19 protein-coding genes are annotated in these 20578 nt (G+C 70.7%); 13 read left to right on the forward strand and 6 right to left on the reverse strand.

Translation table 11 applies throughout. The features are described 5' to 3' along the window. The first annotated feature begins 32 nt into the window (after positions 1 to 32). Genes AB0259_RS10265 through AB0259_RS10280 form a run of 4 tightly spaced genes read left to right on the forward strand, consistent with a single transcriptional unit; the run spans position 33 to position 3348 of the window. Positions 33 to 962 (forward strand): ParA family protein, encoded by a 930-nt coding sequence (locus tag AB0259_RS10265; RefSeq protein ID WP_366221880.1) that lies wholly within the window; start codon positions 33 to 35, stop codon positions 960 to 962. Then, a complete protein-coding gene (locus tag AB0259_RS10270) occupies positions 962 to 1942 on the forward strand; it encodes a ParB/RepB/Spo0J family partition protein (RefSeq protein ID WP_251577346.1) in 981 nt (326 codons plus the stop codon). Before AB0259_RS10265 ends, AB0259_RS10270 begins: the two co-directional genes overlap by 1 nt. A 40-nt stretch (positions 1943 to 1982) precedes the next feature. Beyond that, entirely contained in the window at positions 1983 to 2318 is a 336-nt protein-coding gene (locus AB0259_RS10275; protein WP_251577344.1) for a tryptophan synthase subunit alpha, read from the forward strand. Between the two features lie 40 nt (positions 2319 to 2358). Beyond that, positions 2359 to 3348: a hypothetical protein gene (locus AB0259_RS10280; RefSeq protein WP_366221877.1), complete on the forward strand. Its 990-nt coding sequence runs from the start codon at positions 2359 to 2361 to the stop codon at positions 3346 to 3348. A 55-nt stretch (positions 3349 to 3403) separates the two neighbouring features. Here the strand turns inward: AB0259_RS10280 and trxA are convergent, their stop codons facing one another. From trxA to AB0259_RS10300, 4 genes are all read right to left on the reverse strand, one after another. Beyond that, positions 3404 to 3727 carry a thioredoxin gene (gene trxA / locus AB0259_RS10285; protein ID WP_251577341.1) on the reverse strand — a complete coding sequence of 108 codons (324 nt, stop codon included), beginning with the start codon at positions 3725 to 3727 and terminating at the stop codon, positions 3404 to 3406. A gap of 74 nt (positions 3728 to 3801) precedes the next feature. Continuing rightward, positions 3802 to 4794: a thioredoxin-disulfide reductase gene (gene trxB / locus AB0259_RS10290; protein ID WP_251577339.1), complete on the reverse strand. Its 993-nt coding sequence runs from the start codon at positions 4792 to 4794 to the stop codon at positions 3802 to 3804. 85 nt (positions 4795 to 4879) lie between these two features. Then, positions 4880 to 6496: a murein biosynthesis integral membrane protein MurJ gene (gene murJ, locus AB0259_RS10295; protein ID WP_366221874.1), complete on the reverse strand. Its 1617-nt coding sequence runs from the start codon at positions 6494 to 6496 to the stop codon at positions 4880 to 4882. Beyond that, positions 6496 to 8565, reverse strand: coding sequence for a DUF6049 family protein (locus tag AB0259_RS10300; RefSeq protein ID WP_366221872.1), 2070 nt, complete (start codon positions 8563 to 8565; stop codon positions 6496 to 6498). The genes murJ and AB0259_RS10300 overlap by 1 nt, the downstream gene beginning before the upstream one ends. Positions 8566 to 8672: 107 nt before the next feature. Here AB0259_RS10300 and AB0259_RS10305 point away from each other — a divergent pair, with 107 nt between their 5' ends. After that, positions 8673 to 10196, forward strand: a complete 1524-nt coding sequence (locus AB0259_RS10305) for a methyltransferase (RefSeq protein ID WP_366221870.1) — start codon at positions 8673 to 8675, stop codon at positions 10194 to 10196. A gap of 174 nt (positions 10197 to 10370) precedes the next feature. Next, a complete protein-coding gene (locus AB0259_RS10310) occupies positions 10371 to 11798 on the forward strand; it encodes a CCA tRNA nucleotidyltransferase (RefSeq protein ID WP_366221868.1) in 1428 nt (475 codons plus the stop codon). A gap of 20 nt (positions 11799 to 11818) precedes the next feature. Here the strand turns inward: AB0259_RS10310 and AB0259_RS10315 are convergent, their stop codons facing one another. Further along, positions 11819 to 12214, reverse strand: coding sequence for a hypothetical protein (locus tag AB0259_RS10315; protein WP_366221866.1), 396 nt, complete (start codon positions 12212 to 12214; stop codon positions 11819 to 11821). A 96-nt stretch (positions 12215 to 12310) separates the two neighbouring features. Then, complete coding sequence (locus AB0259_RS10320) at positions 12311 to 12958, reverse strand: NAD(P)H-dependent oxidoreductase (RefSeq protein ID WP_366221864.1); 648 nt, start codon at positions 12956 to 12958, stop codon at positions 12311 to 12313. Positions 12959 to 13030: 72 nt separating this feature from the next. Between AB0259_RS10320 and AB0259_RS10325 the strand changes: the two genes are divergently transcribed. The 7 genes from AB0259_RS10325 to AB0259_RS10355 all read left to right on the forward strand — a co-directional run bounded on the left by AB0259_RS10325 (position 13031) and on the right by AB0259_RS10355 (position 20478). Further along, positions 13031 to 13360: a helix-turn-helix domain-containing protein gene (locus AB0259_RS10325; RefSeq protein ID WP_251577324.1), complete on the forward strand. Its 330-nt coding sequence runs from the start codon at positions 13031 to 13033 to the stop codon at positions 13358 to 13360. A 69-nt stretch (positions 13361 to 13429) separates the two neighbouring features. Next, the gene (locus AB0259_RS10330; RefSeq protein WP_251577322.1) at positions 13430 to 14743 is read left to right on the forward strand and encodes a helix-turn-helix domain-containing protein; all 1314 of its coding nucleotides are present in this window, start codon (positions 13430 to 13432) and stop codon (positions 14741 to 14743) included. A gap of 234 nt (positions 14744 to 14977) precedes the next feature. Then, complete coding sequence (locus tag AB0259_RS10335; protein WP_366221861.1) at positions 14978 to 16528, forward strand: aldehyde dehydrogenase family protein; 1551 nt, start codon at positions 14978 to 14980, stop codon at positions 16526 to 16528. Between the two features lie 9 nt (positions 16529 to 16537). Then, positions 16538 to 16924 (forward strand): DUF779 domain-containing protein, encoded by a 387-nt coding sequence (locus tag AB0259_RS10340; RefSeq protein WP_251577318.1) that lies wholly within the window; start codon positions 16538 to 16540, stop codon positions 16922 to 16924. A gap of 64 nt (positions 16925 to 16988) precedes the next feature. Beyond that, the gene (locus AB0259_RS10345; RefSeq protein WP_251577316.1) at positions 16989 to 17966 is read left to right on the forward strand and encodes a glycosyltransferase family 2 protein; all 978 of its coding nucleotides are present in this window, start codon (positions 16989 to 16991) and stop codon (positions 17964 to 17966) included. Further along, complete coding sequence (locus tag AB0259_RS10350; protein WP_366221858.1) at positions 17963 to 19312, forward strand: polysialyltransferase family glycosyltransferase; 1350 nt, start codon at positions 17963 to 17965, stop codon at positions 19310 to 19312. The genes AB0259_RS10345 and AB0259_RS10350 overlap by 4 nt, the downstream gene beginning before the upstream one ends. Next, positions 19309 to 20478: an acylneuraminate cytidylyltransferase gene (locus AB0259_RS10355; protein WP_366221856.1), complete on the forward strand. Its 1170-nt coding sequence runs from the start codon at positions 19309 to 19311 to the stop codon at positions 20476 to 20478. Before AB0259_RS10350 ends, AB0259_RS10355 begins: the two co-directional genes overlap by 4 nt. Positions 20479 to 20578: the final 100 nt, after the last annotated feature.

Raw genomic sequence — 20578 nt, forward strand, 5'->3', positions numbered from 1 at the left:
TGGAAACGTCCTCGACACGACAGGAGTAACAGGTGCCGGATCCGGAGAACACCAGCTCTCCCGCACCCTTCTCTTTCGACGACAGTCCGATCGCACGTGAACTTGCGAATCTGACGTCGCGCAGGAAGGCCCTCGCCGAGGTGCAGGTCGACTTCGACGGATCCACCCGGGTGTTCACGGTGTCGAACCAGAAGGGTGGCGTGGGGAAGACCACGACGACCGTCAATCTGGCGGCAGGTCTCGCCTCCGTCGGCGCTCGCGTGCTCGTCATCGACCTCGATCCCCAGGGGAACTCGTCGACGGCTCTCGGGATCCCGCACAGTGCGGACGTCGCGAGCATCTACGACGTCCTCATCGACGGGGAGCCGCTCGCGGAGGTCATCCAGACCAGCCCCGAGTCGGAGAACCTCCTCTGCGCTCCTTCGACCATCCACCTCGCGGGCGCGGAGATCGAACTCGTCTCGCAGGTCGCGCGGGAACACCGCTTGAGGACGGCACTCGAGACGTATCTCGCGGAGAACCACGTCGACTTCGTCTTCATCGACTGCCCGCCGTCGCTGGGTCTCCTCACCATCAACGCCTTCACGGCAGCGACCGAGGTGCTCATCCCGATCCAGTGCGAGTACTACGCACTCGAAGGCCTCAGCCAGCTGCTCGGGAGTGTGTCGATGATCCAGAAGCATCTGAATCCCGCACTCCACCTCTCGACGATCCTGCTGACGATGTACGACGGCCGGACGCGGCTCGCTCAGCAGGTCGCGGACGAGGTGCGCACGCATTTCCCCGACCGGGTGTTGACCACCGTCATCCCGCGCTCGGTCCGTGTCTCCGAGGCGCCGAGTTTCGGTCAGACGGTCATCGCGTACGACGGTCAGTCCGCCGGTGCCGTGGCGTACCGAGAGGCGGCCGTCGAGATCGCGCGTCGCGGACGCGCACAGAACTCAGAAGAAGGAGCCCCCTGATGGCGAAGCGAACCGGATTGGGACGGGGCATCGGAGCACTCATCCCCACGCAGGACACGTCGGAGGCCCGTCCCGTCGACGTGTTCTTCCCCGGTGCGTCCCGATCGGCGACGGAGACGGATGGGGGGACCCCAGAGGCGCCTGCGACCGCGGCGGCGGAGGACGACCTCGTCGCCGTCCCCGGCACGCGCCTCATCGAGGTCGACCCGAACGCCATCGTCCCCAACCCGCGGCAGCCGCGGACGAACTTCGACCCGGATGACCTGGCGGAGCTCGTCCACAGCGTCCGCGAGTTCGGCGTCCTGCAGCCCGTCGTCGTCCGTCGCAACGAGGAGGGCGAGTACGAGCTCATCATGGGTGAGCGTCGTACCCGCGCAGCGCGCGAAGCGGGACTCACCGCCATCCCCGCGGTGCTGCGGGAGACGGAGGACGAGCACCTCCTGCGCGATGCGCTCCTCGAGAACCTGCACCGGTCGCAGCTGAACCCTCTCGAAGAGGCGTCGGCGTACCAGCAGCTGCTCGAGGACTTCGGAATCACGCAGGAGGAGCTGGCGACCCGCATCGGACGATCTCGGCCGCAGATCAGCAACACCATCCGCCTGCTCAAACTGCCGGTACCGGTCCAGCAGCGCGTCGCCGCCGGTGTGCTGAGCGCCGGCCACGCGCGTGCCATCCTCTCGGTCGACGACGCGGAGCACATGCAGCGTCTGGCCGACAAGATCGTGAACGAGGACCTGTCCGTCCGCGCGGCGGAGGCGGCGGCCAAAACCATCGGCAATCGGGTGCGCCCGCTCCCCAAGGCCGGCGCGCGCCGCGCGCACCTCGACGACGTCGCTGAGCGGCTCGGTGACCGACTTAACACAAAGGTGAAGATCTCGCTGTCGGCACGTAAAGGCCAGATCAGCATTGATTTCGCTACCATTCAGGACCTGAACCGCATCCTCGCGGAACTGGGAGAGACGGAATACGGCGCCTCCTGATCCGGCCCCGTTCGCACGGGTCCACGCGTAGGCTGGAAGGGTGACCGATCGTCCCAACCTCCCTCGACGCGCGAGCCTCGAGGTGCTGCGCGCAGAGGCGTCGGACGAGTTGTCGGTGCTGGTCGAGGAGCGTCTGCGCGACGGGGAGGACCCATGGTCTTTCATGGAGGACCTCCCCTCGGTCGACGAGTTGGTTGTCCTGACGCTGCGTGCCGAGAACATCGCCGCGGATGGGGGACAGCGTCCGACGCAGGCCCGGAATTACCGCGTGCTGCGTCAGATCGCCCTCGACTATCCGCCACTCAGCGCTGCGGTGTGGCGTCTGCTGGGGAGCGAACCCCACCGCACATGGAATGTCTCGGTGCGAGCGTCCTGACCGTTCCACGTGAAACACACTCGGTCGTGAGGGTCCGCGTGTGAGCGAGCGGGACGTGAGGGCGGCGATCCTCGACATCGCCCCGTCCAGCGGTGTCGTCCTGGACGTCGTCACGGTGTCGGCGGCGCTGCGAGAGCGCGGTGTCGTCGCGGTCGTGGGTGAGGAGGACGGCGCCGTGACCGCCCGGGTCGCCGTCACCCCCAGCGGCGGCCTCGTCGTGGCGTCCCAGGAATCCCTGTTCGACACGGCGCCACAGCCTGTTCTCGACGCACTTGCACGCACGTGGGGGACCGATGTCCTCCTGGAAGCGCAGGACCTCTTCCTCGTCGCTCGTGGCCGGGGTGCCGAGGAGGACGCGGCGACCCGCCTGGTGAATGACGAGGTGGTCCGCGTGCACGTGGTGCTTGGAACCCATGCCCAGCCCTACGCATCGCTTTCACGGCAGCTGGAGGCATCCGTCACCGCAGCTGAGGCCGGCGGTGCGTTGCTCGTCATGGCTCACGAGCGGGGCCGGGATGCGTGGCCGCCGGCGCAGCGCCCCGTGGTCACGATCAGCCGCTCCCGGACGAGTGTCCTCGTCGAGGTGTTCAGCGTCGCTGGACTGGCCGCCTTCCCCGACACGGAGCGGATGCGGGGACGCGGCATCCCTGATCTGACCCTGTCATGGCCGGCCCGGTGGATGTCCGTCCTCGGGGACGACGGACCCGCGGGGGAGGTGCTGCGGTCGTTGCGTCAAGCCTCCCTGGAGCGGATCCCGGAGCTGATGGATGAGCGTGAGGTGCTCGCCGAGTTGCAGGTGACGCAGTTCGAGCTGGATCGCCTCCGTCGGTTCGAGAACGACGACGACCTGGTCGGGCGGATCGTGCGGACGTTCCATCTTCCCGAGATCGTCGCCGACATCGTGACCAGTCGAACGGAGATCGGGTCCGTGCCGGGCGCCCAGCGCGTCGAGCGCACGGACTGGGGTCGTCGCGCGCGGGAACTGACGACGCGACCGTCGTTGTGGTCGCGGCTGTTCGGGCGAGGGTGAAACGACGAAGGACCCGGCGACCGGGGTCGCGCGGGTCCTTCGGGAAGTGAGCTGCTCAGCCGATGTAGTCGGCGAGGTCCTGCTCGAGGGCGAACTTCGGCTTCGCGCCGATGATCGTCTTCTCGACCTCACCCTTGTTGAAGACCTTCATCGCCGGGATCGACGTGATCTGGTACTCCATGGCGAGGTTCGGGTTCTCGTCGACGTTGAGCTTCAGAACCGTGATCTTCTCGGGGTTCTCGGTCTGGATCTCGTCGAGGATGGGGCCGACCATGCGACAGGGTCCGCACCACGCCGCCCAGAAGTCCACCAGAACGGGGCCTTCGGCGTCGATGACGTCCTGCTGCCAGGTGCTCTCACTCGTGGCCTTGGCGGTCATATGTCTGTCTCCTTAGGAATCGACACGTCGGTGTCAGGGAAAAGAACGCAGCGGATGCCGGAATTGTTCCGCGCTCAGGCCGCGTCGGCCTCGGCATCGGGGCGATCGTCGATGACGGCGGCATCCTGCGCCGGTGCACCCGCATCGCCGCGCGCGGCGAGGTAGTGCTCGAGGTCGAGCGCGGCGACCGTCCCGCTGCCGGCTGCGGTGACCGCCTGGCGGTAGGTCGGGTCGATGACGTCACCCGCGGCGAAGACACCGGGGACCGAGGTCTTCGAGGTGCGGCCGTCGACCCACACCGTGCCGTGCTCCGTGATGTCGAGCACGTTGTGCACGAGGTGGGTGCGGGGGTCGTAGCCGATCGCGACGAACACACCGTCGAGGGCCAGGTCGCGCTCGGAGCCGTCGACGGTGTCGCGCAGGCGGACGCCGCTCACGGCATCCGCTCCCAGGACGTCGATGACCTCGCTGTTCCAGACGAACTCGATCTTCTCGTTCGCCTTGGCGCGGTCCTGCATGATCTTCGAGGCGCGCAGTTCGTCACGACGATGGATGACGTAGACCTTCGAGGCGAACTTGGTGAGGAACGTCGCCTCCTCCATCGCGGAGTCGCCGCCACCGACGACGGCGATGACCTTCTCGCGGAAGAAGAAGCCGTCGCACGTGGCGCAGTAGGAGACTCCGCGCCCGGACAGGCGCGACTCGCCCTCGATGCCGATCTTGCGCGGAGCGGAGCCCGTCGCGAAGACGACCGCCTCGGCCTCGTGCGTCTCGCCACGGCCGAGGGTGACCTTCTTGATGTCACCGGAGACGTCGAGCGAGACGACGTCGTCGTAGACGACCTCGGCGCCGAACTTCTCGGCCTGCTCCTGCATCTTGGTCATGAGGTCGGGACCCATGATGCCCTCGGGGAACCCGGGGAAGTTCTCGACCTCGGTCGTGTTCATCAGCTCTCCGCCGGCCTCGACCGAGCTCGCGACGACGAGGGGCGACAGGTTCGCGCGCGCCGCATAGATCGCCGCGGTGTAGCCCGCCGGACCCGAGCCGATGATGATGACCTTGCGCACGATGAATCCTCTCTTCGTCTGGGCGATGTTCGCGCCCGGACAGTTCAACCCATGGTAGCCGCGTGGCATTCCACGGACCTGGGGCTCACCGGCCGGGGAGGAAGCGGCGCGCGGCGCGGAACGCGACGCCGAGTTCGGGGGTGCGGAACAGGGCCAGGATGCCGCCGTAGACGAGCAGAGTGACGCCGCCGATGAGCGCGGCGCCGACGAAGCCGAGGAGACCATTCGCGGTTGTCCATCCCGACACGCCTCCGGCCAGGAGGAAGACGGCGACACCCGCACCCGCGGCCGGAACGGCCGCGAGGAGGAAGCGGACCACGGCGCGAGCGGCCGCGCCCAGCCCGAGCGGACCGATCTTGCGTCGGAGCAGCGTCACTGCGAGCGAGAACTGCACGATGTTCGCCACCGACTGGCCGAGCGCGATGGCCACTGCCAGGAGCGTCACGGGCAGGACCCCGCCACGCAGCAGCGCACTCGCGGTGAGCGCGGAGGCGATGACGAGCACGGCCTGCACGAGCGTGTAGAAGAACGGCGTCCGCGTGTCTTTCAAGGCGTAGAACGTGCGCTGCAGTCCGAACTGGAACGACAGCGGCAGCAGTGCGACGAGATAGGCCGCGAGGACGGATGCGAACGCGATCGCATTCTCGGGGCTGTTGGTGAAGATGCGGGAGAGGGGGACGATCGCGGCCACGATGGCCGCGAGCACGCCCACCATGAAGATGCCGACCGTGCGGGTCAACGACGCAAGATCCCGCGTCACCTGGTCGGTGCGTCCCTCCGCCACGTGCTCGCTGAGCCGTGTGTAGTACGGGGTGCCGAGGGAGAGCACGATGACAGAGAAAGGCAGCATGAAGAGCAGCCAAGCGAACTGCAGGCTCGCATTCGCTGCGCCGGTTCCGGACGCGGCACCGACGATGTTGACCTGGAACACTCCCGCCACCTGGCCGACGACGACCATCAGGAAGGTCCATCCGGCGAGACGACCGATGTCACCCAGGCCGAGACCACGCCACTGGAAGTCGGGGCGGACGCGCAGACCCGCACGACGCCAGAAGAGAAGCAGGATCACGGCCTGAACGACGATGCCGAGTGTCGCCGTGCCTCCGAGGAGCGCGACCATGCCGGGCGTCCAGCCGACGACCTCTTCGTGAGGCCCGAAGATCCAGATGAACGCGCCGAAGCCCACGATGGACACGAGGTTGTTGACGATCGGCGACCATGCGAAGGGTCCGAACACCCGATTCGCGTTCAGCACTTCGCCCACGAGCGCGTACAAGCCGTAGAAGAGGACCTGGGGGATGCACCAATACGCGAGGGCGAGCGTCAGGGCCTGCTTCTCCGGCGAGAACTCCCCGCCGTAGAGGAGGATCAGCAGCGGCGCCGCGATCACCGCGATCACCGTGACCGCCGTGAGGACGACCATCCCGAGGGTGAGCAGCTTGGAGACGAAAGCGTCGCCGCGGTCGTCGTGCGTCCGCACCGCCTTCACGATTTGCGGCACGATCACGCCGGCGAGGAGGCCGGAGGAGATCAGGTTGAACACCGTGTTGGGGAGCGCGTTCGCTACCGCGAATGCGTCGGCCGCGCCACCGGCGACGACCGGAAGCGCTGCCGCCAGCACGATGTTGCGGATGAGCCCGGTGATCCGGGACGCCATGGTCCCGGCGGCGACGGTGGCGCTCGCGCGTCCGAGGCCGGCCATCAGGCGTCCACCGGCATCCGCTTGCGACGCCGGATCGTGCGGACGACGCCGAAGACGAGCAGCGCCGAGACGAGGACGCTGAGGATGACGAGGGCGACCGACTCCCACTCGGCGCGCACCGACACCTCGACGCTCTCGCTCGGACCGATCTCGACGCCCGCGGGGGTACGCAGCTGCAGGTCGACGGAGGACTCCCCGCTGCCCACGAGGGCGGAGACGGGGATCGCGACCCGGCTGGTCTGCTGTGCGCCGATCTCGACCTCGGTCGACGCCTCGATCACCAGACGCGCATCGCCGGGTGCGGCCAGCAGGTCGACGCGCGCGGGCCACGGGAGGTCGTTGCGGACGGTGAAGACGAGGGGCGCGGAGGAACCCGCCAGGGTGATGGGACCGCCGAGGACCAGAGCCACCCCGTCGGTCCACGTGGCGATGCGCTCGCGCTGGGCCTGGATCGCGGCATCCCATGCGTCACGATCGTCGAGCCAGCCGTTGCCGAGCAGCTGCAGCTCGGTCGCGCGCTCCGACGACGTGAGCAGTGAGGAGTCCTCGAGCACGCCGGCGATGCGCTGCAGCCCACCCTGAGCCGCGCGGAACTCGTCGATCACCGCGACGCGGTCGACGTCGGCGGGGACGGAATCGAGGTCGACCATCGCCGCAGGTGTGGCGAGAAGGCCGTCGAGGTCCGTCGCGGTCCATCCGGGCAGGTCGGTGGCGGCATCGATCGCGGCGCTGAGGGCCGCCGCGGATCGTTCGTTCGCGCGGTCGACCGTCACGAGCAGGGGCGCAGCCGGCTCGCTCAGCGCTGCCCGTGCGGTGAACTCGGCCAGGACGGCAGCTCGTGCGGTCTCCGCATCCGTCGTCGAGGCATCCTCGAGCAGGCGCGAGAGGTCGGCGTCGTAGACGAGCAGGTCGGCGTCACCCGAGACCGCGTGGGCTCCGGCATCCGATCGCACGACCGATGTCGGGAGCAGGGTGACCGGGGCGTCTTCACCACCGGTGACCGCGCCGAGCGCGGCGGCTGTCTCGGCGCCGGCCGTGCCGGTGGCCGGCCAGAAGACGGTGTCGCGATCGGCGCCGATGTCGAACAGCTCCTCGAGGGTGGGGAGCACCGCGTCGACGGGTGCCGCGGTCGGGGTGGGTGTCGCACCGGCGCCGTCGGTCGCGGCGCCGAAGTTCGACGGGTCGAGGTAGGCGGCGAACGAGACCGGACGGACGGGGGATGCCTCACCGGCGCCGATCTGCGCCGCGAGATCTGCGTCGCCGTACTGCAGCGCGAACCGGTCGTTGGGAAGGGCCAGCAGATCGTCCAGCCAGGCGACGGCGTCGGTGGGAGCCGCGGAGCCGAGCGCGCGGATGGACGCCGTGATCGCCGGATCGACGGCGAGGATCGCAGGCGTGCCCGTCACGGCATCCAGCTGGTCGCGGAGCCCGCCCCCGTCGGCGGTGAGCTCGGCGAGGGACTCGGAGCTGATGACGCCACCGGATTGCGGCCCCGCGGTGATCGGGACGACGACACCGATCTGCCGCGTGGTGCCACCGGTCTCGGGCACCACGAGGACGGTGCGGGTGCGGACGGCGTCGTCCCCCGCGCCGTACACGGCTCGCACCGGGTACACGCCGGGGTCGAGGTCGTCGACGGCCGCGTCGTCTGCCTCGATCACGAGAGAGGAGGATGCCGACTGCTCCGACGCGATCTCGGGCATCGCGATCTCGCCGACCGCGTCGAACGAGGCCCCCGTGGAACCGCTGTCGAGCCACGAGGTCAGTGCCGCAGCCGACCCGATCGGTTCAGCCCCGATCTCGACACTCGCCGCGCCGGCGGGGAGGGTGTCGGGCCCCGGGTTGTCGGCCGTGAGCGTCAGGGTGAGCTCGCCGACGGCCGGGACCGCGCCGCCGTCGCTCGGCGCGAGCGAGGCGGTGACCGTTTCGTCGGCCGGGTCGTCGACCGCCGCGAACGCTGCCGGTGCGGGCACGGCGAGGGCGAGCACGGCCGTCGTGGCCGCCGCGGCGCGCAGCCACCGGGATCGGCGAGGCGGACGTCGGCCCGGAGCAGGCGAGATGAAGGTCATGAAGAGGTCGATTCCCGTGCGATCGATGACCGCACCATCGGGAGTGATTCTAGGGTCCCGGTCCTGCGGACCCCCTGATTGCCCCCGAGGGCCGGTTGAATGGGACGGTGAGCGACACCCGGCATCCCGACCCGTTCTTGATCGCTGCGCTGCGCGCGGACCTCGCCGCCGCCGGGTACACCGCCGACGCGGTCCGAGCGGCGTGGGGCCCGCTGGCCGACGACGCGATCGGCCGCGGCCTGCTCGCCCCCGCGCGCCGGTCCCTGGAGGGGCGCGACGACGCGCTCGCGGTGCTGTGCCGTGCCCTCTTCCTGGGCGACAGTGCCCCGACCGCAGCGCTCGACCGCGCGTTGCCGACGGCCGGCGCGACCGGTCTCGCCGGCGTGGGCCTCGTGCGGATCGAGGGTGACACCGCGACACCGCTCGTGCTCCTGCGCCCCCAGGACTTCGCGGATGCCGCGGGTGCGGGCCAGTGGTGGATCGTGAGCGACCTCGACGAGGCGGCGCTGGGCGGGGCGCTCCCGACCGGGCACGTCCTCGGCGTGGGTGGAGCGTCGCTCACTCTTGCCGGCCTGCAGCTCGACACCCCCGCGCAGCGCGTGCTCGACATCGGGACGGGATGCGGCATCCAGTCCCTCCGGGCACGGCGCACCGCCTCGAGTGTCGTGGCGACCGACGTCTCGGAGAGGGCGCTGCAGTTCACGCTCCTGAACGCCGCGCTGAACGACGTCGACGGGATCGAGGTGCGCCACGGCAGCCTGTTCGAGCCGGTCGTGGGTGAGGAGTTCGACCGTGTGGTCTCGAACCCGCCTTTCGTCATCACGCCGCGCGTCGCCGGGGTGCCCGAATACGAGTACCGTGATGCGGGCTTCGCGGGCGACGACCTCGTCGCGGCGTTCGTGACCGGTGTCGGCGACGTGCTGACGCCCGGCGGCACGGCCCAGCTGCTCGGGAACTGGGACTACCGCGACGGCCAGGACGGTCTCGACCGCGTGCGCACGTGGGTCGCGGCATCCGCGCAGCCGCTCGACGCGTGGATCGTCGAACGCGAGCAGCTGGACCCGCTCGCCTACGCCGAGCTGTGGGTGCGTGACGGCGGCACGACGCCGGGGAGCCCCGACTACGCCCGGCTCATCGACGCCTGGCTCGCCGACTTCGCCGAGCGGGGCGTCACGGCGATCGGGTTCGGCTACCTGCTGCTTCGACGGACGCCGATCGGGATGCCGCCGCTTGCCCGCTACGAGCGGATCACCCAGCCGGTCGCCGGTGCCCTCGGACCGCACCTGGGATCCGCGCTCGCGGCGTGGGACCGCCTCGGCCTGCTCGACGACGACGGCCTGGCCGAGGCGACCGCGATCGTCGCGCCGGACGTCACCGAGGCGCGCCATCACCGGCCGGGTGCCGAGGAGCCGTCGGTGATCGAGCTGCGTCAGGGAGCGGGGTTCGGCCGCGTGCTGAACGTCGACCCCGCGCTCGCCGCCCTCGTCGGCGCGTGCGACGGGGATCTGCCGCTGGGCGTGCTGATCGACGCCATCGCGGACCTGCTCGAGGTCGACGCGGCAGCGCTGCGCGCCGACCTGCTGCCGCGCGTGCGCGAACTGGCGTTCACGGGGTTCCTCCGCGTCGTATGAGCCGGCGCGACTCGCGCGGCTGGCGTGCGCGGATGCAAGGGATGCGCGGCGACGCGCCGGGGACGGATGCCGGGGCGCGGCGTGTCGCGCAGCATCCATCGCATCCGCGAGCGGCACGCCCGAGCGGCGCCCGGGCCCGCGGCGCGGCCGGCCGGCCTCGGTAGGCTCGTAGGCATGCTGAACATGGCCGAGGGTCTCGCGCGCCTGGGTGCGCTCGCCGAGGCTCCCGTGTCGGCCACGCTCGCCCGCGCCTTCGCGGATGCCGGTTTCGAGCTCGCCGTCGTCGGCGGGCCCGTCCGCGACGCGCTGCTCGGCCGCACGGTCAACGACCTCGACTACACGACGAACGCCCGCCCCGACGACATCCTGCGGATTGTGAAACCGCTCGCGACGGCGACGTGGGACATCGGGCGTGCGTTCGGCACGATCGGCGCGAAGGTCCGCGGCGAGCAGGTCGAGATCACGACGTACCGCGCCGACAGCTACGACGGCACGACCCGCAAGCCCACGGTCGAGTTCGGCGACACGCTCGAGCAGGACCTGGTCAGACGCGACTTCACGGTCAACGCGATGGCCCTCCGCATCCCCGGTCCGTCGCTCGTCGACCCGACCGGCGGCGTCGAGGACCTCGTCGGCGGGTCGCTGCGCACGCCGACCGACCCGGACGTCAGCTTCGGCGACGACCCGCTCCGGATGCTGCGCGCCGCGCGCTTCGCGAGCCAGCTCGGCATGGACGTGCACCCCGCGACGCTCGAGGCGATGAGCCGACTTGCGCCGAGCCTGTCGATCGTGAGCCCGGAGCGAATCCAGGGCGAGCTCGTGAAGCTCCTGTCGACGGATGCGCCGGACCGCGGCATCCGTCTGCTCGTCGACACGGGCCTCATGGCGCTGTTCCTGCCCGAGGTGCCGGCGCTGCGCCTCGAGGTCGACGAGCACCATCACCACAAGGACGTCTACGAGCACTCGCTGACGGTGCTCGCGCAGGCGATCGACCTCGAGAAGCAGCGGCACCCGGGGCAGGCACCCGACGTGACCCTGCGCCTGGCGGCGCTCCTGCACGACATCGGCAAGCCGGCGACCCGCAAGCTCGAACCCGGCGGCGCGGTCAGCTTCCACCACCACGACGTCAAGGGCGCGCGCATGGCGCGCAAGCGCCTGCAGGCTCTGCGGTTCGACGGTGCGACGACGGATGCCGTGTGTCAGCTCATCGAGCAGCACCTGCGCTTCTTCGGGTACGCCGAGGGCGCGTGGACCGACTCGGCCGTCCGGCGGTACGTCCGCGATGCGGGCGAGCAGCTCGAGCGGCTGCACATCCTGACGCGAGCCGACGTGACGACCCGCAACAAGCGGAAGGCGACGCGCCTGCGCACGGCGTACGACGACATCGAGTCGCGCATCGCGGCCCTCGCCGAGCAGGAGGAGCTCGACGCGATGCGCCCGGAGCTCGACGGCAACCGGATCCAGGAGGTCCTCGGCATCCGTCCCGGCCGGGAGGTCGGCGAGGCGTACCGTTTCCTGCTCGACATCCGCCTCGACGAGGGCGTCATCGGGGCGGAGGCCGCCGAGCAGCGCCTGCGCGAGTGGTGGGCCGCACGGGGCTGAGCGCCGCGCCGGCCTGACCCTCAGCGCAGTCGGCGCGCGGCCGTCAGGTCGATGACGAACAACGCGGCGCCCTGGATGATGACGGCGAGGCCGTGTCCGCGGGCCTGCGCGGGGCTCAGCCGGCCGCCGAAGGACGGGGTGCGGGCTGCGAGGTGGCCGCCGGTCGCGACGTACCCCACGTCGAGGGCGGTGTTGACGAGGAGGATGCGGCGCAGCATCCGCTTCTTCGGAACGCCGTCCTGCCGTCGGGTGAACTCCGCGAGGGCCACGTCGATCGCCCCCCACATCAGGTTCTGCAGACCGAAGGCGCGGGTGCGCGGCAGCAGGGCGAGCGCGCCGCCGATGACGACGGATGCCGTGCCCCACCGTGTCAGGCGGTGGACGACGGTGGCGGCGACGGTCTTCGCGGAGCTCATGGCTTCATCATCGTCCAGCCAGGGGATCCGAGGGCCGCTCGCCCGTCACGATCTGCGGCCCCCCGCGGCGCGTCGTGACGGGCGAACGACGGGTGGTCACGCTGCGCGCGAGGCTGCCAGCATGCGGCCGGCGTCGACCGCGGCCTGCTCGGCGCCGGCTTTGAGCTCGGCGGCTGCGTCGGTGAACGCGTCGAGCGCGGGGTTCACACCGACGAGCGTGAAGGGGCGGTGGACGACGGTGAGGTCCAGACCCCAGACATCCTCGAAGACGCGGCGGAGCCAGCCGGTCGAGTGGTCCCAGCCTTCCTTCGGGCTGCCCGGCTCGTAGTTGCCGCCGAGAACGGTGACGAGGGTGGCCGGCTTGCCGCGCAGGGCGGTGCCCTGCGGGTCGATGCGCGGGTCGGTGTAGGCGAGGTCGAACCACGTCTTCACGTGCTGCGAGACGCCGTAGTTGTAAAGCGGCACGGTGAACAGCAGCGCGTCCGCGCCGATGAGCTCGTCGGCAAGCTCGGTGCGGAGGGCGATCGCCGACCGCTGCCCGTCGGTGTGCTGGTCGGCGGGGGTGAAGCCCGAGGTCACCGAGTCGCGCCACGAGGTTGCGGGGATCGGGTCGGCGGCGACGTCGCGCCGGACGACGTCGCTCGAGGGGTGGGCGGCGAGCCACTCGGCCTCGACGAGGTCGCCGAGCTCGCGGCTCGCGGACGTGGCGGGCAGGATGCTGGCATCCAGACGGAACAGGGTCATGTGCTTCTCCGATCAGAGTCACTATGAAAAAGAAAGCGGCTTCGGGAACGCTAGCACACGTACGATGGAGGCATGGCCGACGGACACGATGCGCGACAGTGCGACGCCGCCGTCTCGCACGCGTTCTCGGTGCTCGGCAAGCGCTGGAACGGGATGATCCTCGACGTCCTCGGGCAGGGCGAGCTGTCGTTCTCGGGTGTCCGACGCGCCGTCGCCGGCATCAGCGACGCCGTCCTGTCCGACCGCCTGACCGAACTGGCGGATGCCGGGCTCATCGCCCGCCATGTCGATGCGGGCCCCCCGGTCGCCGTCTCGTACGCGCTCACCGAGGCGGGCTGCCGCCTCATGCCGATCCTGAGCCAGCTCGGCGAGTGGGCCGACGGCAACCTCGTGCGTCGCTGAGACCTGTCGCCCGCCGGCACGCCGATCTAGACTGACCGGCACCGCTCCTTCGACGATGATCGGAGCCCCATGAGCTCGCCGTGGTCCGCCCGGGTCGAGGTCGCGCCCGCCACCTCGCGCCTGCTGATCGAGCGTGCGCACGAAGAGCTCCTCGCCGGGAACGCCGGCGACCCGCGACTCGAGGACGTTCGGCCGCTGGTCCGGGAGTCGTGGCGCAGATCGCTGGCCTCGGATGCCGCGGCCGAAGGGCTTCCACGGCTCGACATGACGGCCGACGAGCTCGAGGCCTATCGGCGCGAGCACCCGCTCGCCGGGGTCATGGAGATGGTCCGCTCCCTCCTGCTGCCGGGCTCAGCGGAGGATTCCGGAGTGATCGTCGCGGTCGGCGATGCGTCGGGTCGCCTCCTGTGGGTCGAGGGAGACCGCGGGGTGCGGACACTGACCGGCGACATGGGCTTCGTCGCAGGCGCGGACTGGGCCGAGGCATCCGTCGGCACGTCGGCACCCGGCACGGCGCTCGCGCTCGACCGGGCCGTGCAGATCCGGCAGGCCGAGCACTTCAACCGCTTCGTGCAGCCGTGGTCGTGCACGGCGGCGCCGGTCCACGACCCCGAGACCCGCCGGCTGCTGGGTGTCATCGACGTGACCGGCGGCAGTGAGGCCGTCACCCCGCAGGCACAGCTGCTCGTCGACGCGACCGCACGCGCGATCGAGGGCGAGCTGCTCGTCGGCCGGCTGCGCTCCCGCGCCGAGACGATCCGGCGCCCTCCGTCGCGTCCGGCGGCCGTGCGGCATGCGACCCTGCGGGTGCTGGGACGCGACCGGGCGCTGCTGGAGACCGAGGGGGATGCCGCGGCATCCGTCGTCGAGCTCAGCGCGCGGCACGCGGAGATCCTGCTCATGCTCGCGAGCCACCGCGAGGGCCTGTCTGCCGAGGCGCTCGCCGATCTCGTCTACGGCGAGCCCGCCGTCGAGACGCTGCGGCCCGAGATGGTGCGCCTGCGGAAGGTGCTCGAGAAGCGCGCGCCGCACCTCGTGCCCCTCTCGCGGCCGTACCGGCTGCCCGCAGATCTCGAGACCGATGTGCACCACGTGGTCTCGCTGCTCGGCCGCGGTGCGCACCGGGTGGCCCTCGCCGCCTACACCGGACCGGTGCTGCCCGACTCCGTCGCGCCGGGAGTCGAGGAGCTGCGGACCTCGGTACGCGCGACCCTGCGCGAGACGATGGTCGGTGAGGCCGGCATCGAGGCGCTGCTGGCCTACGCCGACAGCGCCGACGGACGGGAGGATGCCGAGGTGCTGCGCCTCTGCCTGCGCATGCTGCCGGCGCGCTCGCCGCGCCGCCCCGGGCTCGTCGCCCGGCTCGAGGCGCTGGGGGCGTAGACCCCGAGCGTTGGCCGCACTCGCCGGTTGGCCGCGTTCGCCGATGCAACGGATCCGCGGCGACACGCGGGGGTGGGATGCCGCGGCGCGGCGTGTCGCGCGAGATCCCTTGCATCCGCGCACACCGCGGCCGCGCGGCGCCCCCGCAACCGGATGCAACGTTGCGCGGCGTAGCGTGCCCGGCATCCGATCCGCGGCGACGTCGCCGCATCCATGTCCGTCGAAGGAGACAGCATGACCATCGTCGAAGAGGGCGTCTCGAGCGTCTACGCCGCACCCGGCCAGCGGGGAGCGGTGGCGGAGTACCGGGCACGCTACGGCCACTACATCGGCGGCGAGTTCGTCGAGCCGGTCAAGGGCCAGTACTTCGAGAACATCACCCCCGTCACCGGCAAGCCGTTCTGCGAGGTCGGCCGCGGCACCGTCGAGGACATCGACCGCGCGGTCGACATCGCGTGGAAGGCGTTCGCGTCGTGGAAGAAGACGACTCCCGCCGAACGCGCCGTCATCCTCAACAAGATCGCCGACCGCATCGAGGAGAACCTCGAGAAGATCGCCGTCGCCGAGACGTGGGAGAACGGCAAGCCCGTCCGCGAGACGCTCGCCGCCGACATCCCGCTCGCCGTCGACCACTTCCGCTACTTCGCGGGCGTCCTGCGGGCGCAGGAGGGCACGCTCAGCCAGCTCGACGACGACACCGTGGCGTACCACTTCCACGAGCCGCTGGGCGTGGTCGGGCAGATCATCCCGTGGAACTTCCCGATCCTCATGGCCACGTGGAAGCTCGCCCCGGCCCTCGCGGCGGGCAACTGCGTCGTGCTCAAGCCCGCCGAGCAGACCCCGGCATCCATCCTGTTCCTCTTCGAGATCATCGGCGACCTGCTCCCTGCGGGCGTCGTGAACATCGTCAACGGGTTCGGCATCGAGGCCGGCGCCCCGCTCGCCTCGCACAAGCGCATCCGCAAGATCGCGTTCACCGGCGAGACCACGACCGGGCGGCTCATCATGCAGTACGCGTCGCAGAACCTCATTCCGGTGACGCTGGAGCTCGGGGGCAAGAGCCCGAACCTGTTCTTCGAGGACGTCGCCCGCAGCACCGACGACGCGTACTACGACAAGGCGCTCGAAGGGTTCACGCTGTTCGCGCTCAATCAGGGCGAGGTCTGCACCTGTCCGTCACGCTCGCTCATCCAGCGCTCGATCTACGACTCGTTCCTCGCCGACGGGCTCGATCGCGTGTCGAAGGTCGTCCAGGGCAACCCGCTCGACCCGGCCACGATGATCGGCGCGCAGGCCTCCAACGACCAGCTCGAGAAGATCCTCAGCTACATCGACATCGGCACGCAGGGCGGCGCGAAGCTGCTCACCGGCGGCGAGCGGGTCGACCTCGGCGGCGACCTGAGCGGCGGCTATTACGTCGCCCCGACGGTCTTCGAGGGAACGAACGACATGCGCATCTTCCAGGAGGAGATCTTCGGCCCGGTGCTGTCGGTCACGAGCTTCGACGACTTCGACGACGCGATCTCGCTGGCCAACGACACCCTCTACGGCCTCGGCGCCGGTGTCTGGAGCCGCTCGGGCGACATCGCGTACCGCGCGGGCCGGGCGATCGAGGCGGGTCGCGTGTGGACGAACACCTATCACCAGTACCCCGCCCACGCGGCGTTCGGCGGGTACAAGCAGTCCGGCATCGGGCGCGAGAACCACCTGCGGATGCTCGACCACTACCAGCAGACGAAGAACCTTCTCGTGTCCTACGCCGAAGGCGCCATGGGCTTCTTCTGAGCCGACACCATGACCGACACCACCTACAGCAGGGTCGCCGTCTCCGACGAGGCGGCGGCCCTGCTGCGCACCCTCACCGCCCAGCACGGTCCGCTGATGTTCCATCAGTCGGGCGGATGCTGCGACGGCAGCAGTCCCATGTGCTACCCCGTGGGCATGTTCCTGACCGGACCGGGGGACGTGAAGCTCGGGGAGATCGACGCGGGTCTGGACGATCCGATCGAGGTCTTCATGTCGGCATCCCAGTTCGAGTACTGGAAGTACACGCACCTCACGATCGACGTGGTTCCGGGCCGGGGGGCGGGGTTCTCGGTCGAGGGGCCGACGGGCATGCGGTTCCTCATCCGGTCGCGGATGCTGACGGACGAGGAGGCCACGGCCTTCGGGCTCGCCTGAGCGCGACAGCGATCGTTCACCCGGACGCCACCTTCCGGTCACGCCCGCTTGTTTGTATCGCGGCGTGTCCTCACCGATCGTGACCGTCATCCTGCCGGCGAAAGACGCCGGCCCGTACATCGGCACGACCGTCACGACCCTCGGCCGTCAGTTCGAGGACCCGAGCCGCCTGCGCCTCGTGGTCGTCGACGACGGATCGACCGACGACACCCGCGCGCAGGTGCAGCACTTCGCGCGGGAGATGCCCCACGTCGAAATCATCTCGAACCCGCAGCCCGTGGGTCTGGCAGCCGCGCGCAACCAGGGGCTCGACCTCGTCGATACCGAGTTCTTCTGCTTCGTCGACGGCGATGACTGGATGCACCCGGACCGTCTCGAGAGCCTCGTGGACTCGATGCGACGCCTGGGATGCGACTTCGTCCGCACGGATCATGTCACCGACACCGACGGTCGACGCCGCCTCATGCGCGCGCCGCACGGACGACGCGGACGGGTCGTGTCGCCCCGCGACGCCATCATGCCCGCCGACGAGACGACGATGGTCGACTACCCCTATGCCTGGGCGGGCATGTTCCACCGCCGGGTGCTCGACCGTGGCCTCGCGCACTTCGAGCCGGGCCTGTTCACGGCGGAGGACCGCCCGTGGATCTGGCGCCTGCACCTGCGCGCGGAATCGTTCGCGGTCGTGGACGCCCCCGCGATCCTGTACCGCCGCGGCGTCACCACCTCGCTCACGCAGGTGCTCGACCGGCGCCAGCTCGACTTCCTCCCGGCTTTCGCCGAGGCGATCCGCGTCGTCGAGGAGGACGACGATGCGGACCGCTTCCTCCCGAAGATCGCGACCACGACCATGTCGGTGTGCGCCTACCACCTGTTCCGCGCCCGGGCGATGTCGACCGCCGACCGCACGGCGCTGCGGACCGGCATCCGGGATCTGCTGCGGGCGATCCCGGCGGAGCAGATCGACCCGGCGCTGTCGAGATTGTCGGATCGTCGTCGCCGCATCCTTGCGCGCCTGGTGCGCGAGGTGCGCACGGCATGACGCAGATCTTCGTCCTGAACTCCGCGTACGGACTCATGACCGCGGTCGCGGCCATGGATGCCGGGGCGATTCCGGCATCCCCGTCGGGCCGCATCCTCATCGCGGTGAACGCGGCAATCATCCCCGAGGCCGCGCCCGGCATCGTCGAGGCCCGCGAGCTCACGACTCTGCGGGCGCGATTCGACCGCGTCGTCGACCTCAACGAGCTGCTCGCGCCCACGCGCCCGCCGCACTGGCGCGTGACCGCGAACGAGGCGCCCGTGCTCGAGCGACTGCTCCGGCAGGCCTGGGACATCGGCGGCGAGGTCGAGCTCTTCCTGCAGAGCCCCCAGGTCGCGCCGTCTCGCGTCTTCATCGACGTGTTCGCCGGTGCGGATGTCGCGATCATCGGCGACGGTCTCATGACGTACTCGCCCATCCGCAACCGCTGGCCGCACACGGTCGCCGGTCGGGTGAGCGCCGTCGTCTACGCCGATACCGTGCCGGGGGTCGAGCCCCTCCTGTTCCCGGACGCCGACCGGATGCCGGTGGCACCCGCCGCCCTGCGCGCGGTCGTCGACGAGGTCGCCGCGGCGACCGACGATCCCGAGATCGGCGCGCTCGCCGGGCTCGACCGCCCGGCGCTGATCCTCGGTCAGTACCTCTCGGCGTTGAAGCTCATCACGCCCGACGAGGAGCTGCGGATGCAGTGCGAGATGATCGACCGGGCGCTCGAGTGGAGCCCCGGCACGATCGTCTTCAAGCCGCATCCGTCGTCGGCCCCCGCGCTGATCGACGGACTCGCCGCGCACGCGGCCGAGCGCGGTGTCGCATTCACCGTCTTCCGGGGCGGCACTCCGGCCGAGGTCCTCGCTGTCCGGGCTCCGTTCGTCGGCGCCGTCGCGGGGTTCTCGACCGCGCTGCCGACCCTCCGCGCGCTCACCGGCCTGCCGATCGCCGCCGTCGGGACCGAACTGCTGCTGCAACGGCTCACCCCGTTCGAGAACGGCAACCGCATCCCGGTGACAATCATCGACGCGCTCACCCGGCCAGACTCCCCCCATGCAGGTGAGCGGATGCAGCTGCTCGTCGATGCGGTCGGCTACGCCATGCAGCCCGTCATCGCCGCGCACCTGCGTTCGCGCGCCGAGGAGTTCCTCGCCGCGGCGACGGCCGCTGAACGCCAGCGGTACTTCGCACGCAGCCGCCTGACCTCGCTCGGGCTCCCCGGGGGAGGCGCTCCTGGCCTGCTCGCGCGCGCCCTCGGCCCGCGGGACGGCGCGAGCCGGATCACCGAGGTGCAGCTCGCGCTCCGCGGCGCGCAGCGGCGCAGCAGACGTGCCTGGAAGGCCCTACGAGGAGGATGACCGTGACCCGGACAACCGTCGAGACGGTCGCCGTCATCCCCGCCCGCGGTGGGTCGAAAGGCGTGCCGGGCAAGAACGTGGCCCGCGTCGGCGGCATCCCCCTCGTCGCGCGTGCGGTGCGGGCCGCGCTGGCCTCACGGGCGATCGATCTCGTCGTCGTCTCGACCGATGACGGCGCGATCGCCGACGCCGCACGCACCGCCGGTGCCCGGATCGTCAAGCGACCCGCCGAGATATCCGGCGATCAGGCGAGCTCCGAGAGCGCCCTCCTGCACGCGCTCGACACCCTCGGGGCGGACGGCATCACACCGCGCGTCACGGCGTTCCTGCAGGCGACGAGCCCGTTCATCCCCGCCGAGGCGCTCGCCCGGGCGGTGGCGCTCGTGCGCGACGGCCGCGCCGACAGCGCCTTCTCGGCGCGGGAGAGCTACGAGTTCGTGTGGCGGAGGGATGCCGACGGTGCGGCATCCGCTCTCGGTCACGATGCGGCGCACCGGCCGCGCCGGCAGGACCGCGATCCCCACTACGTCGAGACGGGCGCGTTCTACGTCTTCACGACCGACGGCTTCCGCGCGGCGCGGCACCGCTTCTTCGGACGCACGGAGATCGTGGAGGTCCCCGAGGAGACCGCGATCGAGATCGACGACCCGGCGCAGCTGCGCACGGCGCAGACCCTCGCCCACCTGCTCGAGCCGCCGGCGCCGCTGGCGGCCCGGGTCGTCGTGACGGACTTCGACGGCGTCCACACCGACGACACCGCCTGGGTGGATGCCGCCGGCACCGAGCACGTGCGGGTCAGTCGCTCCGACGGCATGGGTGTCGCCCTCCTGCGGCGCGCGGGTGTCCCTGTGCTGATCCTCTCGACGGAGCAGAACGCCGTCGTGCGGGCCCGGGCCGAGAAGCTGCAGGTCGAGGTCATCCACGGCGTCGACGACAAGGCGGCCGTGCTGCGGCGATGGGCCGCCGAGCGCGGGGTAGACCTCGCCGAGACCGCCTACCTCGGCAACGACGTCAACGACCTGCCCGCCATGGCCCTCGTCGGCTGGCCCGTCGCCGTCGCCGACGCGCGACCCGAGGTGCTCGCCGCCGCGCGGGTCGTGCTCGCGCGCGCGGGCGGGGCCGGAGCGGTGCGCGAGCTGGCCGACCGCGTCCTCGCGTCACGCTGACGCACGCACCCGACAGCCAGTCGTCCGGTCCTCGCCACCGGGGGTTCATCCGTCATTCACGGTCGGAACCCACGCTGGGGACAGCAACGACGAAAGGACT

Origin of the sequence: Microbacterium sp. NPDC080005, from assembly GCF_040702445.1 — a bacterium.
Classification (GTDB): Bacteria; Actinomycetota; Actinomycetes; order Actinomycetales; family Microbacteriaceae; genus Microbacterium; species Microbacterium oleivorans_D.

Coding starts and splice junctions, on each gene's coding strand:
- AB0259_RS10330 (WP_251577322.1), top strand. CDS start 13,430: ATGAGCTCGCCGTGGTCCGCCCGGGTCGAGGTCGCGCCCGCCACCTCG.
- trxA (WP_251577341.1), bottom strand. CDS start 3,727: ATGACCGCCAAGGCCACGAGTGAGAGCACCTGGCAGCAGGACGTCATC.
- AB0259_RS10320 (WP_366221864.1), bottom strand. CDS start 12,958: ATGACCCTGTTCCGTCTGGATGCCAGCATCCTGCCCGCCACGTCCGCG.
- AB0259_RS10350 (WP_366221858.1), top strand. CDS start 17,963: ATGACGCAGATCTTCGTCCTGAACTCCGCGTACGGACTCATGACCGCG.
- AB0259_RS10355 (WP_366221856.1), top strand. CDS start 19,309: ATGACCGTGACCCGGACAACCGTCGAGACGGTCGCCGTCATCCCCGCC.
- AB0259_RS10270 (WP_251577346.1), top strand. CDS start 962: ATGGCGAAGCGAACCGGATTGGGACGGGGCATCGGAGCACTCATCCCC.
- AB0259_RS10300 (WP_366221872.1), bottom strand. CDS start 8,565: ATGACCTTCATCTCGCCTGCTCCGGGCCGACGTCCGCCTCGCCGATCC.
- AB0259_RS10335 (WP_366221861.1), top strand. CDS start 14,978: ATGACCATCGTCGAAGAGGGCGTCTCGAGCGTCTACGCCGCACCCGGC.
- AB0259_RS10315 (WP_366221866.1), bottom strand. CDS start 12,214: ATGAGCTCCGCGAAGACCGTCGCCGCCACCGTCGTCCACCGCCTGACA.
- AB0259_RS10340 (WP_251577318.1), top strand. CDS start 16,538: ATGACCGACACCACCTACAGCAGGGTCGCCGTCTCCGACGAGGCGGCG.
- AB0259_RS10325 (WP_251577324.1), top strand. CDS start 13,031: ATGGCCGACGGACACGATGCGCGACAGTGCGACGCCGCCGTCTCGCAC.
- murJ (WP_366221874.1), bottom strand. CDS start 6,496: ATGGCCGGCCTCGGACGCGCGAGCGCCACCGTCGCCGCCGGGACCATG.
- AB0259_RS10310 (WP_366221868.1), top strand. CDS start 10,371: ATGCTGAACATGGCCGAGGGTCTCGCGCGCCTGGGTGCGCTCGCCGAG.